Below are 17,131 nucleotides of genomic sequence, written 5' to 3'. Positions count from 1 at the left end.
TTCTTTTTAAATTCGTTGTCCCACCCCCGCAAGTGTGACTAGAACTGAGAAAAGCTTGAATTAAGCGCCTCCTCAGTTCAGTCAGCTACTGCGAATTTGCAAAATAGCTTCATTATATAATTTTTGTCCCGGACTCATTTTTCATGATAATTTAACATTAATGATTAATCTTCAGGCTGCATAACATTATCGATTAAGCCATATGCTTTAGCTTCATCAGCTGTTAAGAAGTTATCACGGTCCGTATCTTTTTGTATTTTTTCAATACTTTGACCTGTACGTTCAGCTAAAATTTTGTTTAATTTTTCACGTGTTTTTAAAATGTGGTTAGCAGCGATTTCGATTTCAGTTGCTTGTCCTTGTGCACCACCTAATGGTTGGTGAATCATAACTTCCGCATTTGGTAATGCGAAACGTTTACCTTTTGCACCAGCAGCTAATAAGAATGAACCCATTGATGCAGCCATACCGATACAAATAGTTTGTACGTCTGGTTTAATGTGTTGGATTGTATCATAAATAGCAAAACCAGCAGTGACACTACCACCTGGTGAATTAATATATAAGTAGATATCTTTCTCAGAATCTTGCGCTTGTAAGAATAATAATTGTGATACAATTGAATTTGCTACGTTATCATCAATTGCAGAACCTAACATAATAATACGGTCTTTTAATAGACGAGAATAAATATCGTATGCACGTTCACCGCGATTTGTTGTTTCAATTACTGTAGGAATTAAATTCATTTATATTTCCTCCTTATGATTAACTGTTATTTAGTATTCTACATGAAAAGTCAAAAATGGTCAAAATTTAAACTCATATAGCACAAAGAAAATTTGACCTTATTTTATTATATTTTGTACACTATAAACATACATTCAGATTGTACTTTTAAATTGATAAATAGTACAGAATTTTGTCTTTGTTACTTTATATCTCCTCGTAGTGTAACGGATAGCACGTAAGATTCCGGTTCTTAAAATAGAGGTTCGACTCCTCTCGAGGGGGCTAATAGTTTTAAATTGCATATATTTTTTACATTATGGGAGTGGGACAGAATGCTTTTGAAATTCGTCGTCCGCTCCCAGCTTGCTTTGTTTGTAGCATTTCTTAGTAAAATGATCTTTGCTGGGGCCCCGCCGAACGCAAGGATGACTAGATCTGAGAAAAGCTTGATTTAAGTGCCTTCTCAGTTTAGTCCGCTACTGCGAATTTGCAAAATAGTATCACTATATTATTGATGTCCCAGGCTCTTTTTAGTCTGCCTGTCATTCAACTATTATAGAATACTAAATGCCATAAACGTGTTAAGAACCTAATCTCTTACAAAAAAATTCGCCACTATGTGACGAGTTCATACCTATAATTCAATTTTTTCGCCACTTCGAATTTTATCTGCAAGTTCATTTAGCTTTCTTAAGCGGTGATTTACTCCAGATTTTGATATAGCACCAGTTGAAACCATTTCTCCTAGTTCTTTTAAGGAGATTTCTTGATGCTCGACTCGAAGTTTTGCAATTTCTCTTAAGCGATCTGGTAAATTATCTAGTCCAATTTCTTGATCAATTAATTGAATGCTTTCCACTTGTTTCATAGCGGCACTTACCGTCTTATTAAGATTTGCAGTTTCACAATTCACTAAACGATTCACTGAATTCCTCATATCCCTAACAATTCGCACATCTTCAAACTTCAATAATGCTTGATATCCACCTATTAAACTAAGAAAATCAGATATTTTTTCGGCTTCTTTTAAATAAGCGATGCTACCCTTTTTGCGTTCTAAGTGTTTAGCATTTAAGCCATAGCTATTCATTAACTTAGTTAAACCTTCAGAATGATTCTCATATTGAGAGAATATTTCTAAATGATAGGATGATGTTTCAGGATTATTTACAGATCCTCCAGCTAAAAATGCGCCTCTCAAATAACTTCTACGCATTTCATCATCTTTAATCATGCTAGCATCAATATCATGAACGAAAATACCATTTTTTAAAATACCTAGTTCGTCCAGAATTTCTTTCGCACGTACTTTTGTACGACAAATATAAATATTATTTTTCTTTAATTTCATTTTTTTACGCACAAGAATTTCAACTTCTACATTAAAAATGCGTTTAATTAATGAATAAATTCTTCTAGCAGTCGTAGCATTTTCTGTTTGAACATTAATTACGAATTGTTGATTAGATAGGCTAAGTGCACCGTTCATACGAATTAATGCGCTAAGCTCTGCTTTAGCATTGCTTTCGTCAACTTCAATGCGTGTTAATTCATTTTTCATATCTGACGCAAAACTCATCACATTTCCCCCTCTAATCAAATTTATATATACATGTAATTAACATCCTATATTGTTACACGTTATTCTACGCATACATGAATACACATACGCTCTTTATCATACCATAGTTATACTGCCGATTAGAAGTGTTATTTTTTCGGTCTAAATTGAATCGTACTTGTCAATTCAAGGGCTAAATCATAGATTAATTTCGCTAAAACTTTCGTATTATGACGCACTAAATGGTCATCTAAGATTTCAACTAAATTCGATGACGTAATGATCTTAATGTTATGATCCGTTATTTTATGTTCATCCATAACAACTGGTTTGGCATTACGCTCTTTATAACGTTTTAAAACATTATCATCGTATTTATCATTACTACAAATGACATAATCGATAAAGTCACTGCCAGCATGATTATGTATCGCTTGAATATGATCCATAACATCGTAATCCGACGTTTCTCCAGGTTGAGTCATAACATTAGATATATATAATTTAGGCGCATTTGAGCGTAAGATAGCGTCCGACATACCTTTAACACATAAGTTTGAAATCACACTAGTATATAACGAACCAGGTCCAAGTACGATTAAATCTGCATCTTCTAGTGCGTCAATCGCTTCTTCCATAGGCTCAACGTTTTCAGGCTCTAAAAAGACACGCTCAATACGTTTGTTTTTCTTTGGTATTTGAGATTCGCCGCGTACAATTTCTCCATCTTCTAACACTGCATTTAACATCACATTCGTGTTTGTAGATGGAATCACTTTGCCTTTAATATTTAATATTTTACTTAATTCTTTTACCGCATGACCAAAGTCATTCTTGATATTGGTTAAAGCTGCTAATAATAAATTGCCAAGTGAATGTCCTTCAATTTGATTCTCTTTAAAACGATATTGAAACAACTCTTCTATGACTGGTTCTGCATCACTTAATGCTGCAATAACATTTCTAATATCGCCTGGTGCTGGTATATCCATTTCACTACGGATTTTACCAGTACTACCACCGTCATCCGCTACAGTAACGATGGCTGTAATATCGATGGGGTACTCTCTTAATCCCCTTGCTAATACTGATAGACCTGTTCCACCGCCTATAAGTACAATCTTTAATTGTTTCATTTTTTCACGCCACTTTCGATATGTGCATCTCTATGATGAACATAAACATTATAATCAAATATGTCTGTTAATTCTTCACTAATACGTTTAGCTAACGCAACAGATCGGTGTTGACCTCCTGTACAACCTATTGCAATCACTAATTGAGATTTACCCTCTTTTTTGTAACCTGGTATCATAAATTTCAATAAATCCATTAATTTTTCGAAAAATATTTCAGTTTCTTTCCATTTCATAACATAATGATAAACGGGTTCGTCTTCTCCCGTCATCGGTCTTAAGTCTTCAACATAATAAGGATTTGGAAGGAAACGAACATCGAACACTAAATCTGCATCTTTTTGTATGCCATGTTTAAATCCGAAACTTGAAACATTAATACTAAATGATTTAAAATTGTCATCTTGGAATTTTTCTTTAACCTTTGTTTTAAGCTCTTTCGTCTTCAATTGTGTTGTATCTACGATGTAATTAGCAATTGAGCGAATATTACTAAGCAATTGCTTTTCTTCTAAAATTGAATCTATTAATGACATTTGACCATTTTCATTCAAAGGATGTGCACGTCTAGATTCTTTGTATCTCGAGATTAACTTCTCCGTTTCCGCTTCTAAAAACATGACATCTACAATAACATCATTTCTACTTTTAATTGCATCAATTTCTTCCACTAACGACTTGAATAATTCTTTCCCTCTTAAATCAATCGCGATTGCTACTTTTTGCAAAGAAGGATTTCCTTGTTCCATTAGTTCAACAAATTTGGGAAGTAATATCGGAGGTAAGTTATCAACACAGAAGTAACCAATATCTTCTAAACATTGGATAACTACGGATTTACCAGCACCTGATAGACCTGTTACTACTAATAGTTCACTTTTACTCATTTCATTTTCATTATGGTTCGTCATTTTGACACCGCCTAGTTCATCTTTTTAACGTCAATATACGTTCACGACTATAGTTAATTTACCTTCATAATATCATATGAACGACTTATCGTAACGATTAATGCGATATAAGTAGTTAGTAGTTTACGCACCCATTAAAAAAGGCTAGAACCCATGTTTAAATCACAATCAAATGTGATGACATGTTCTAGCCTTGCTTAATTATGCTTCTTCTTTATCTTTTAATTCTTCAATGTAATCAATAGCGCTCTGAGCTGCTATACTACCATCACCAGTTGCTGTTACAATTTGTCGTAAGCCTTTATCTCTTACATCTCCAGCAGCAAAAATACCTGGTACTGTAGTACTCATATTGTCTTCCGTTACAATATAGCCCATGTCGTTTGTAATTCCTAAATTAACAAATGGTGCTGTTAATGGTTTCATACCAATATAAATGAATACACCATCTGCATCTAACGTTTGTTCTGAGGCATCTTTAGTTGAAACAAGTGTTACAGAGCCTACTTTACCATCTTTTTCGTTAATAGATTTTAATGTGTGGCTCCAGATAAAATCAATTTTGTCGTTTTTGAACGCACGATCTTGTAAGATTTTCTGCGCTCTTAATTCATCTCTTCTGTGTACAATGGTAACTTTGTCTGCGAATTTAGTAAGGAATGCTCCTTCTTCAACTGCAGAGTCACCGCCACCTATTACAAATAAGTTTTTATTTTTAAAGAAGGCGCCATCACACACTGCACAATAACTTACACCGCGTCCACCTAGTTCTTGTTCTCCAGGGACACCAATTTTTTTATATTCGGCACCTGTTGAAATAATCACAGCGCGTGCTGTTATTTCTTTATTACCTAGGTTAATTTCTTTATAGTCACCTTTATCTTCAATAGATTTAATATCTCCATATTGATATTCGGCACCAAATTTTTTAGCGTGTTCAAACATTTTGGTAGATAAATCCGGACCTGTAATCATTTCAAATCCTGGGAAGTTCTCTACTTCTTCTGTGTTAGCCATTTGGCCACCAGGCATGCCTCGTTCAATCATTACTGTGCTTAAATTTGCACGTGATGCATAAACTGCTGCAGTCATACCAGCAGGTCCTGCGCCGATAATTGCAACATCATAATTTACTTCTGTCATTTCTATGCCTCCTACGTTTTTAATATCATGCGCATTATATATTATTATTTGAAATCTTTAAATTTATATGCTCAATAATTGATTAATCGCACTATCTAACTTGTAACGCGATACATTAAACAATGTCATGATTTTCTTTTTAGTTACATGACTATGATAATAACGATGATATAAATATGCATGTGCAGCTACATATCTATCAACTTCGCTTAAATCAACTTCATTCGCAATTAAACCTTCGCCTTTATCAATCCAACTTATAAATAATTCCGTATCCTTGTGTATTTCATCCATTTCATACAAACGTACTAAACCTTTATGAATGAAATCTAATTTGTTTAAATGTAAACCCTGAACTAAATACGTAAGGTAAAGTTTCTCATAATCATTCATTTTTTCTAAAATAGACCAAATCTCTTGTGTCATTAATATTTCTTTACCATTTAATTGATTTAATAAAAAGACACCATAAAGTCTATAATGACTATCATCATCTAATAACAATGGTAGTATCTTTTGATCAAAAGCTTGTTTACTCTCTTCTAGTATCCAAGGTGCATAACCAACATCTACTTTAGATATTTGAAGTAATTTATCCCAAAAGAATTGACTCTGTTCTTTATTTCCAAGGTAATAATAATTAAAACTCAATGCGTTAAACATTTGAATTGAAGCGAATTTCCCCTTTTTATATAGAGGTAATAATATTTGTTGAGACGCTTCATATTGTTTTAAATAACTTAGTACGATACCTAATTTAAAACTTTCATCATCGTTCATAGGCATAACTTTACTTAATATTTTAAGATATTTATGATATTTGTCTTTTTCATTGGTATTGTAAAGTAGCAATGTATAGTGACATAACGCGTGTACATCTGAATTATCTTCTGATAGCAATGCTTCAAACATGTCTTTAGCAATATCATATTCGCTTAAATATAAATAGCACATGGCTAGTAAGTTGCGAATCACTCTATGCTCTTGAATAGTATCATCTTGATTCAATATATACGTACGTGCATCTTGCAATCGTCCTTGAGAAAATAAATATTGGAATAATAGTTGTGTAGCAAAAAGCTGTGCTTCGAGTTGAATTTTTTCTTCACTCATATATGACACTTCGAAGGTCTTTTCTAATTCTTCTCTGAAATCTTTATCATCTGTTAAAATCACATAATTAATACCAAACAAGAAGGCCTTGTTTGGCTCATTAAGGTCGATGTTTAATTGACTAAGCTCATAATAGCTATCTGCTACATTTTGCCCTTCAATAATACTGTCATAAAACAAATGCTCTGCTCGTCTACCTAAATGAAGTTTATTTAAGCAATGGGCATACTTTAACTTTATATCAAAATCTTGTGGTGACAAATCAAGCACTTTTTTATAGTATTCTGCTGCTTTATTAAAATCTTGTGTTTTATATTTTTGATCCGCCATTTTACGATAAAATGGTTCATCAAATTTCATTGAAATAATTTTATCATTGTTTTGCGCCATTCTTTGTCACCTCTCTTTATTTATAATGAATGTGCATAGGATTGCCATATGCAACGGCATCGTCTGGTATATCTTTCGACACAACTGTGCCGGCTTTCACAACCACATGATGACCGATATTTACACCTGGTAATATTGTCGAATTCGCACCAATTAAAGTTTGATCACCTATTCTAACTGGACCATAGCGATATTCATCTACTAATACCTCATGCGTTAATATTGTAGTATTATAACCAATTACTGTATTATTGCCAATGGTTATAAGTTGGGGATAAAACAAGTCTGGCATGACCTTATAGGCTATAGCTGTATGTTGGCCAATGGACATGTTCAATAAATGGATGTATAGCCATCTTTTCCAACTTAAATTCGGTATAAAGCGACAAATTTCAATAATCATAGTATTCCTAAGCACTCTCGGGAAACGTACAAAACGATAAATTCGCCATAATGGATTAATCTTATGATGACCCTCTTTCGTTAATCGTCTCATTATTTTACTTTACCTTTAGGACTAGGCCATGATAATGGGCCTGCCTCTTTATATAATGGTGGTTGATGTTTAATACGACGATAAATCATTAGCGCTAAACCAATCACAATCAAAATGACTGAAACAAGTTGGGCTACTCTAATGTTACTTGTTAACATCAAACTATCAGTTCTTAGACCCTCTACGAAGAAACGTCCAATGGAATACCAAATTAAATATGATGTGAATGTTTCACCCACACGTAAATGCTTTCTAATTGTAATTAATATGATAAAGCCTAATACATCCCATATTGATTCGTATAAAAATGTGGGATGGTAGTACACGCCTTCTATATACATATTACGGATAATGAACTCTGGAATATGTAAGTTTTCAAGAAATGTTCTTTGAACTGGGCCACCATGAGCTTCATGATTCATAAAGTTTCCCCAACGCCCAATTCCTTGAGCTAATATAATACTTGGTGCTACAATGTCACCTATTTGGAACGGATTAAGATTTTTTACTTTGCATACAATTATACCGGTAATAAATCCGCCTAGAAGACCACCATGTATTGCTATACCACCATGCCATATCATTAGAATTTCAATAGGGTTTTGCATGTAATATGGCCATTGAAAAATCACAAAATAAATTCGAGCAGTGATGAATCCAAAAATGGCACTATAAAAGATGACATCAACAAGCGTATCTTTATGTAGCCCAACATATTTCAAACTTTCTTGAGCTATAAAATAACCAATGAGAATACCTACAGCAATAATGATACCGTACCATTTTATTGAGAGTGGTCCTAAATTAAATGCAGTAGGGTCAATATAATTCAAATTTAAAAGCATGCTCTAGCTCTCCTTGCTTTGATGACCTTTTTTTAGGATTTCTTCATTTAATCGTTGGTTAAACTCTTCTGCAGTATTAATGCCCATTATATTCAGGCGATAGTTCATTGCTGCAACTTCTATAATAACTGCCACGTTTCGTCCTGGACGTACAGGAATCGTTTTTTTAGTGATTTCTGTATCAAGAATTTGTAATGTTTCTTCATTTAATCCAACTCGGTCATACAATTTATCTTTATCCCAATTTTCAAGGTTGATGTTCAAACGAATTTGTTTCTGTGTAAGGATAGAGCCTGCACCAAACAATGTCATAACATTGATGATACCAAGGCCTCTAATTTCGAGTAAGTGTTCAATCAATTTGGGTGGTGTGCCTATTAATTCATCTTTTGTTATTTCACGAATTTCGACATTATCGTCTGCTACAAGTCGGTGTCCTCGTTTCACTAATTCAAGTGCAGTCTCACTTTTACCTATACCAGAATCTCCAGTGATTAATACACCAACACCGTAAACATCGACCAATACACCATGTAATGATGTCGTCTTAGCTAATTCGTGTTCTAAGAACGTTGTTAATCGACTCATCAAACTTGTCGTTGCATCTTTGGATACAATCAGTGGTGTATCCATTTCTTGAGCTGCTTCTATCAACTCTTGTGGCGGTTCTAATCCTCTAGTCACTATGATTGCAGGTGTTTCGGGACGACATAATTTTCTCATTCGTCCGTGACGTTCCTCATCAGGTAATAAATTATAAAACGATAATTCCGTTGTTCCTAATAGTTGGATACGATCTGCAGCATAATGTGAAAAATAGCCAGCCATTTCTAAACCCGGTCTTGATATATCTGTATTTTTAATCGGTTTATGTAATCCTTTTTCACCTGTAAATAATTCTAATTTAAGTAATTTGACTAATTTCTCTGTCGTTAACATGAGTTCACCTCAAAATTTTCACTTGAATTCATTCATCTATTATCATATCAAAAATAAAGAGAAGATTAATATAAAAAAGAAGAATTCCTAATATATTTGTTTCGTTCACATTTTACAACACACTCAAATGAAAAGGGAGTGGGAGAGAATTCTTAATAAATTCGTTCTCCCACCCCCGCAAGGGTGACTAGAACTGAGAAAAGCTTGAATTAAGCGTCTTCTCAGTTCAGTCAGCTACTGCGAATTTGCAAAATAGCTTCATTATATTATTTTTGTTCCGGATTCTATACGGGTCTCGAGTGTCAGGAAAACTTAATTTGTAAGTTTTATGATTTAATGCCCCGTTCCAAGCCTACTTAGCTTGTAGATTTTGTAGTTAAAATTTAATAACTAGGCCACCTTGTGCATTATTAATCATTCTTCGTCTTTATAGTTTCCTGACGCTAGGTTTAGTTATTCAACTTTATCGCGTTCGAGTACTGTTTTTAAATATTTACCTGTGTATGACGATGGTACATTAGCGATGTATTCAGGCGTACCTGTGGCAACAAGTGTACCCCCACCATCGCCACCTTCAGGTCCTAAATCGATAATGTGATCTGCTGTTTTGATGACATCTAAATTATGTTCAATGATGACAACTGTATCACCATTTTCAACTAGTCGATTCAATACTTTTAGCAATCGGCTAATATCATCAACGTGTAGACCCGTCGTCGGCTCATCTAGAATGTAGATAGAACGTCCAGTTGAACGTTTGTGCAATTCTGATGCTAATTTAACACGTTGTGCTTCCCCACCTGATAAAGTTGTAGCTTGTTGGCCGAGCGTGATATAACCTAAGCCAACGTCCACAAGTGTTTGTAATTTACGGTGTATTTTTGGGATATTTTCAAAGAAATATGCAGCTTCTTCCACCGTCATTTCAAGTACTTCGGCAATATTTTTACCTTTATACGTTACTTCTAATGTTTCACGGTTGTAACGTTTACCATCGCATACTTCACAAGGGACATACACATCAGGTAAAAAGTGCATCTCAATTTTGATAATGCCATCGCCTTTACAAGCTTCACAACGTCCACCTTTAACATTAAAACTGAAGCGTCCTTTTTGATAACCACGAATTTTAGCTTCGTTAGTTTGAGCGAATACATCGCGAATATCATCAAATACGCCAGTATAAGTAGCTGGGTTAGAACGTGGTGTTCTACCAATTGGTGATTGGTCAATATCTATAATTTTATCTAACTGGTCAATGCCTTCAATACTATCATATGCACCTGGCTTAACTTTAGATTTATTTATTTTTTGAGCTAAAGATTTATATAATACTTCGTTAACTAATGAACTTTTACCGGAACCTGATACACCAGTCACAACGGTCATTACAGATAATGGAATATCAACATCCACACCTTTTAAATTGTTACTTCTTGCACCTTTAATACTGATTTTGCGATCTGTCACTTCTCGACGATGTTCAGGGACATCAATACGTTTCTTACCGCTTAAATATTGACCTGTTAAAGATTTTTTGTCTTTCATCACTTTGCTTGGTGTACCACTAGAAACAATTTCTCCACCGTGATTCCCCGCACCAGGACCGACATCTACAAGGTAGTCAGCAGCACGCATTGTGTCATCATCGTGTTCAACAACTATAAGTGTGTTACCTAAATCACGCATTTCTTTCAGTGTACTTATTAATCGGTCATTATCACGTTGATGTAGACCAATAGACGGCTCATCAAGCACATATAGCACACCTGTTAAGCGTGAACCTATTTGTGTAGCTAATCGAATTCGTTGTGCTTCACCACCAGAAAGTGTACCTGATGCACGATTAAGTGTTAAATACTCTAATCCAACATTATTTAAAAATGATAATCTTGAAATAATTTCTTTTAATATTTGATTTGCAATTGCACTATCTTGTTCGGATAGTTCAATATTTTCGTAGTAATTCAATGCATTTTTAATAGAGTATTCCACTACTTCACCAATGTTATAGCCACCAACGTAAACAGATAGTGCTTCTTTGCTTAGGCGTTTACCATGACATGTTTCACAAGGCAATTCTGTCATATATTTACTCATCATTTCACGTGTATATTCTGATGGTGATTCATGATAGCGACGGTCAATGTTGGCAACAACACCTTCGAACTTCATTCTTCGATGACGTGTACCTCCATTTCGACTGTGGAAAGAAAAATCAATTTCTTTATCTCCTGAACCATGCATTAATATATTTTTCTGTCTGTCAGTTAATTTTTTATAAGGTTTATCCATATTTATTTTATAAACGTCGCATACGCGTTTTAATAATGTTGGATAAAAATCAGAACTTGTTGGTTCCCAAGGTTCAATAGCACCTTCATTCAAAGTTTTGTTGGGGTCTGGTACCACTAAATCAAGATCGACAGTAAGTTTTTGGCCTAGACCGTCACAAGTTGGACATGCCCCAAACGGACTATTAAAACTAAACATTCTAGGTTCTAATTCACCGATAGAGAATCCGCAAATTGGACAAGCGTGATTTTCAGAGAATTTAAGATCTTCGCCATCGATCACATCGACAGTAATATTACCTTCCGCTAATTCTAAACCTGTTTCTATTGAATCTGCTAAACGTGTTTCAATGCCTGATTTTACGACTAATCTATCTACAACTACCTCGATAGTATGATTTTTATTTTTATCTAATTCTGGCACTTCATTAACATCAACAATTTCGCCATCGACTCTCAGACGGACATAGCCCTTTTTACCAATATCTGAGATAAGTTTCTCATGGCTACCCTTTCTATGAGATACAATGGGTGCTAAAATTTGAATTTTAGTACGTTCCTCAAGCTCAAGTATACGGTCAACCATTTGTTGAACGGTTTGCGATTCAATTTCAATATTATGATTTGGACAATATGGCTTGCCTATTCGTGCGTAAAGTAGACGTATATAATCATAAATTTCAGTTACAGTCGCTACAGTAGAGCGAGGGTTTTTACTTGTCGTTTTTTGATCAATTGAAATTGCTGGAGACAATCCTTCGATTGTATCCACATCTGGTTTATCCATTTGACCCAAAAATTGGCGCGCATATGCACTTAATGATTCGACGTATCGTCTTTGACCCTCAGCATAAATCGTGTCAAAGGCTAAAGATGATTTACCTGATCCTGATAATCCTGTCATAACAATAAGTTTATTTTTAGGAAGTTCTATATCTACATCTTTTAAATTATGTGCGCGTGCGCCTTTTACTACAATACTTGGTCCCTTCATTTAACTGTCACCCTTCTGCTTTTAATTCAAATAACATATCTCTTAATTCCGTTGCTCTTTCGAAGTCTAAATCTTTAGCTGCTTTTTTCATTTCTTTTTCTATATTCTCAATCGTTTTTTGTCTTTCTTTTTTAGTCATTTTCTTAGGTAGTTCAGTTTGTTGTTTGTCATTTGTTTCATCATTATCTACGGTAGCACTAATAACATCATGAATCTTCTTGTTAATTGTTTTTGGCGTGATACCATATTTTTCATTATGTGCCATTTGTATATCACGACGTCTTTGTGTTTCATCAAGTGCATATTGCATTGAGTCGGTGATTTTATCAGCATACATGATAACTTCACCTTTCTCATTACGCGCCGCACGACCAATGGTTTGAATTAATGAACGGTTTGAACGTAGGAAACCTTCTTTATCCGCATCTAAAATGACTACTAATGAAACTTCAGGTATATCGATACCTTCCCTTAGTAAGTTGATCCCTACAACAACATCATATGTTCCCATTCTTAAGTCACGAATGATTTCAATACGCTCTAACGTTTTAATTTCTGAGTGCAGGTAATTCACTTTAATTCCCGCTTCTTTCATATAAGTGGTTAAGTCCTCACTCATTTTTTTAGTTAATGTAGTGACTAGGACACGTTCGTCCCTATCAATACGTTCTTGAATTTCACTAAGTAAATCATCAATTTGATTTTTAGTTGGTCTCACATCAATCTTAGGATCTAACAGACCCGTTGGACGGATAATCTGTTCAACCATCTCATCAGTATGTTCAATTTCATATGGCCCTGGTGTCGCTGAGACATATACTAATTGATTTGTTTTTTGTTCAAATTCTTCAAATTTTAATGGTCGGTTATCCATCGCGCTTGGCAAACGGAAACCATGATCAACGAGCACTTGTTTACGTGCACGGTCGCCATTGAACATGCCTCTAATTTGAGGTAATGTCACGTGAGACTCGTCTATCATGACTAACCAATCATCACCAAAGTAATCTAGCAATGTATAAGGCGTTGAACCTAAAGGTCTTAATGTTAGGTGAACAGAATAATTCTCTATACCCGAACAGAAGCCCATTTCTCTCATCATTTCTAAATCATAATTTGTTCGTTGCTCTAAACGTTGTGCTTCTAATAACTTGTTCTCATCTTTTAATTCTTTTAATCGTTCTTCTAATTCTTTCTCGATACGCTCTATTGCGATTTTCATTTTTTCTTCACGTGTTACGAAGTGAGAAGCAGGGAAAATAGCGAAATGTTCGCGTTCACGAATCACTTCCCCTGTTAAATAATTGACTTCTCGAATGCGATCAATCTCATCGCCAAAGAATTCAACGCGAATACACATCTCTTCGCGTGAAGCTGGAAAAATTTCGACAACATCACCACGTACTCTAAATGTACCACGTTGGAAATCAATATCATTTCTAGAATATTGTACATCTACAAGTTTACGAAGAAGTTCACTTCGGTCCATCTCCATACCAACTCGAACACTTACTACTAAATCTTTATATTCTTCTGGGTTACCTAAACCATAAATACAACTTACACTGGCAATGATAATGACATCATCACGTTCAAATAATGCACTCGTTGCAGAATGTCGTAGTTGGTCAATTTCATCATTAATTGAGGCATCTTTCTCAATAAATGTATCGGTTGAAGGTACATAAGCTTCTGGTTGATAATAATCATAATAACTAACAAAATACTCCACCCTATTCTCCGGGAAGAACTCTTTAAACTCACTATAAAGTTGTCCTGCTAGCGTTTTGTTATGTGCAATGATGAGCGTTGGTTTACCCACTTCTTTAATTACATTACTCATCGTGAATGTTTTACCTGTACCAGTCGCACCTAACAGCGTTTGATGACGCTTACCTTCTTTAACACCTTCCACTATTTTCTCGATTGCTTGTGGCTGGTCCCCTTGCGGATCAAACTCAGAATTCAATTTAAACGGGTAATGTTCCACCATTTTGACAAGCGCCTCCTTGAATTAAACATTCATTTCTATTACTTTTTTAAAGGTTTTATTTACTTATATTTATGTACTAAACCGAAGTTTTGATCTTTATAAATTGCATAGTACATTACAATCATAATGTAATGAGATTAACAGTGACACGCACACGTCGTACTTATAGATTGATATACTTATTAATTACCTATTATTGAAATAATATGCTCACTTAAGGTTATTTTATCAAATATACAAAGAAAAATACAAACGTTTGTTCGCTTACGTTTGTATTTTAAAAAATGTATCGCTATTTTGTATTCCACTTATGAATGTGATTGATTCATATCTCATCTATTGATGCCACGCACTTACATATATTTATTATCTTTACGCTTCAATGTACATATTGTGTATTTACACTATAAATCAACTGACTTTTACATTCAAAAGTTCTGTTTCATAATGTTTATTCTTGATGCTTATGAAATTCAAGATTATCTATGATGACATATCCAGCTAATAAAGAAACGACATCGATAAAAATAATCCACTCATTATGAAAGAAACCTTTATAAATAGAAGCTGCTATCAAAATAAGTGTAACAATCACACCAACCCACTTGCTTCGTGTTATGACACTAAACAACACAACAAGTACACATGGAAAAAATGCAGCTAGCGCGTACCAAATCATTCAACTCACCCATTTCTTCGATTTAAAATCGCCATTGTAGTTTCTCGCAATTCTGCACGAGGAATGAAATTCTCTGTCAACATTTCTGGTATTACATTTTCAATAAAGTCTTGAACAGAACTTAAATGATCAAATTGCATAATTGTTTCTAAACTATTTTCATAAATTTCAAAGAATAAGTCTTCAGGATTACGTTTTTGAATTTCGCCGAACGTTTCATATAGTAAATCAATCTTGTCGGCCACAGATAAAATTTGACCTTCTAGTGAATCATCTTTACCCTCTTGAAGTCGTTTTCGATAAATATCTTTGTAAGGTTCAGGTATTTCTTCATTAATAAACGTGTCCACCATATCTTGTTCAACTTGTGAAAATAACATCTTCAATTCTGTTTTAGCATACTTAACTGGTGTTTTGATATCTCCAGTAAACACTTCCGCAAAATCATGATTCAATGCTTTTTCATATAAACTTTTCCAATCAATGGTATTCCCATGATATTCTTCTACAGTTGCTAAATATTGGGCAATCTTAGTGACTTTGAAAGAATGCGCAGCAACGTTATGTTCAAAGTATTTAAATTTACCTGGTAAACGAATTAATTTTTCTAAATCTGAAAGTCTTTTAAAGTATTGATGAACACCCATATTACCTTACCTCCATGTTTTATTAAATAAAGATTATACTTACATTTATTATATCAATCAACATTTCTATGAGAAGTGTCAATTCTTTATACATTGTAGAAGGTTAAAATAGTATAAAAAATAAGACGCCTCAGTATTGTTCACGCTTAAATGAACGATCGAGGTGTCTTATGTATACAATTTATCGAATGGTTATATTGTGGTACTTTAAATTGAATTTGAGGCTTTCATCATTTTATCGAATACTTTGGTTGGCAATATAGCATGTAAAAGCACAAGGGGTTTAGCTGCAAACCCTATTAGATAACGTGGTTTCGGTTTATTACTATCTATGGCTTTTGAAATCGCTTTTGTAACGACCATTGGATTTGAAAGCAAATTAGAATGATATTGCTTATTCATACTTTCAGCCACTTTCATCGCAGTAGCTTCATAAGCACCGCCTTTTGCAGAATCAGCTAATTTATCAGCGGCGATGATACCCCAATCTGTTTTAATCCCACCTGGTTCAATAATAGATACTTCTATCCCGAATGCTTCTACTTCCATTCGTAAAGCATCACTAAAAGCTTCTAATGCATATTTCGTAGCATGATACCAAGCGCCAAAATATGTTGTAAGTCGTCCACCCATCGATGAAATATTAATGATATGTCCTGACTGTTGTGCTCTCATATGTGGTAAAACAAGCTGTGTAATTCGTGCTTAACCAAATAGATTTACTTCAAATTGCTGTTTCGCTTCTTCAATTGTGACGTCTTCGATTGCACCATATGAACCATAACCGGCATTATTTACGAGGACATCAATTCTTCCTTCGTTTGCGATGATTGTATCGATAGCCGTTTTCATCGATGCTTCATTTGTTAAATCTAATTTTAAAGGATGTACTTGTTTTAAATTTTCAAGGCTTTCTATTCTACGACCAGCGCCATAAACGATATTGCCCTGTGCTACTAAATATTCAGCTGTTTTATAACCAATACCACTCGTTGCTCCTGTAATTAAATGACTTTTCTCACCATTAATTCCACCTTATTATTTTATTTTGAAATCACGATTATGCGCAAAAAACGCAAATCAATTATTAAAATAGTCGCTTACACTAAGCGTACTTCAATACATAACAATTATTTTATTTTCTTTTGTTTTCCAATATATACTAGTTACATAGAAATGTATTGTGATAAGTATTTTAATTAAAGATTAAATTGGTTTCCTATACCTCGTTAATACATTTAATCGTTCTATTATTTTC

General features: G+C 34.2%; 13 protein-coding genes and 1 pseudogene. All 14 read right to left on the bottom strand.

Translation table 11 applies throughout. From position 1 onward, the window contains the following. Positions 1-164 precede the first annotated feature (164 nt). Complete coding sequence (clpP, locus tag KA909_RS01825; RefSeq protein ID WP_053029910.1) at positions 165-749, bottom strand: ATP-dependent Clp endopeptidase proteolytic subunit ClpP; 585 nt, start codon at positions 747-749, stop codon at positions 165-167. A 617-nt stretch (positions 750-1,366) separates the two neighbouring features. Continuing rightward, positions 1,367-2,311 (bottom strand): DNA-binding protein WhiA, encoded by a 945-nt coding sequence (gene whiA / locus KA909_RS01820; protein WP_053029911.1) that lies wholly within the window; start codon positions 2,309-2,311, stop codon positions 1,367-1,369. Between the two features lie 131 nt (positions 2,312-2,442). Then, a complete protein-coding gene (locus KA909_RS01815) occupies positions 2,443-3,429 on the bottom strand; it encodes a gluconeogenesis factor YvcK family protein (RefSeq protein WP_193839627.1) in 987 nt (328 codons plus the stop codon). Next, a complete protein-coding gene (rapZ, locus tag KA909_RS01810) occupies positions 3,426-4,340 on the bottom strand; it encodes an RNase adapter RapZ (protein WP_053029913.1) in 915 nt (304 codons plus the stop codon). The genes KA909_RS01815 and rapZ overlap by 4 nt, the downstream gene beginning before the upstream one ends. A 201-nt stretch (positions 4,341-4,541) precedes the next feature. Further along, positions 4,542-5,483 (bottom strand): thioredoxin-disulfide reductase, encoded by a 942-nt coding sequence (trxB, locus tag KA909_RS01805; RefSeq protein ID WP_053029914.1) that lies wholly within the window; start codon positions 5,481-5,483, stop codon positions 4,542-4,544. A 63-nt stretch (positions 5,484-5,546) separates the two neighbouring features. Continuing rightward, positions 5,547-6,986: a tetratricopeptide repeat protein gene (locus KA909_RS01800; protein ID WP_193839628.1), complete on the bottom strand. Its 1,440-nt coding sequence runs from the start codon at positions 6,984-6,986 to the stop codon at positions 5,547-5,549. Positions 6,987-7,002: 16 nt separating this feature from the next. Beyond that, positions 7,003-7,482: an acyltransferase gene (locus tag KA909_RS01795; RefSeq protein ID WP_075108219.1), complete on the bottom strand. Its 480-nt coding sequence runs from the start codon at positions 7,480-7,482 to the stop codon at positions 7,003-7,005. Beyond that, on the bottom strand, positions 7,482-8,327 hold the full coding sequence (gene lgt, locus KA909_RS01790) for a prolipoprotein diacylglyceryl transferase (protein ID WP_193839629.1): 846 nt from the start codon (positions 8,325-8,327) through the stop codon (positions 7,482-7,484). The genes KA909_RS01795 and lgt overlap by 1 nt, the downstream gene beginning before the upstream one ends. A 3-nt stretch (positions 8,328-8,330) precedes the next feature. After that, positions 8,331-9,266 (bottom strand): HPr(Ser) kinase/phosphatase, encoded by a 936-nt coding sequence (hprK, locus tag KA909_RS01785; RefSeq protein WP_053029918.1) that lies wholly within the window; start codon positions 9,264-9,266, stop codon positions 8,331-8,333. 453 nt (positions 9,267-9,719) lie between these two features. Continuing rightward, positions 9,720-12,554: an excinuclease ABC subunit UvrA gene (gene uvrA / locus KA909_RS01780; RefSeq protein ID WP_075108221.1), complete on the bottom strand. Its 2,835-nt coding sequence runs from the start codon at positions 12,552-12,554 to the stop codon at positions 9,720-9,722. Between the two features lie 7 nt (positions 12,555-12,561). Beyond that, complete coding sequence (gene uvrB / locus KA909_RS01775) at positions 12,562-14,547, bottom strand: excinuclease ABC subunit UvrB (protein WP_075108222.1); 1,986 nt, start codon at positions 14,545-14,547, stop codon at positions 12,562-12,564. Positions 14,548-14,998: 451 nt separating this feature from the next. Further along, the gene (locus tag KA909_RS01770) at positions 14,999-15,226 is read right to left on the bottom strand and encodes a CsbA family protein (protein WP_053029921.1); all 228 of its coding nucleotides are present in this window, start codon (positions 15,224-15,226) and stop codon (positions 14,999-15,001) included. A 5-nt stretch (positions 15,227-15,231) separates the two neighbouring features. Next, the gene (locus tag KA909_RS01765) at positions 15,232-15,873 is read right to left on the bottom strand and encodes a YfbR-like 5'-deoxynucleotidase (RefSeq protein ID WP_053029922.1); all 642 of its coding nucleotides are present in this window, start codon (positions 15,871-15,873) and stop codon (positions 15,232-15,234) included. A gap of 207 nt (positions 15,874-16,080) precedes the next feature. Continuing rightward, positions 16,081-16,902 (bottom strand): annotated as a pseudogene (locus KA909_RS01760) (oxidoreductase). Positions 16,903-17,131: the final 229 nt, after the last annotated feature.

Origin of the sequence: Staphylococcus sp. GDX8P54P (assembly GCF_017893165.1) — a bacterium.
In the GTDB taxonomy this organism is placed as follows: domain Bacteria; phylum Bacillota; class Bacilli; order Staphylococcales; family Staphylococcaceae; genus Staphylococcus; species Staphylococcus borealis.
Note: the sequence above shows the minus strand (reverse complement) of the source record. Positions and strands in the feature narration are given on the sequence as shown.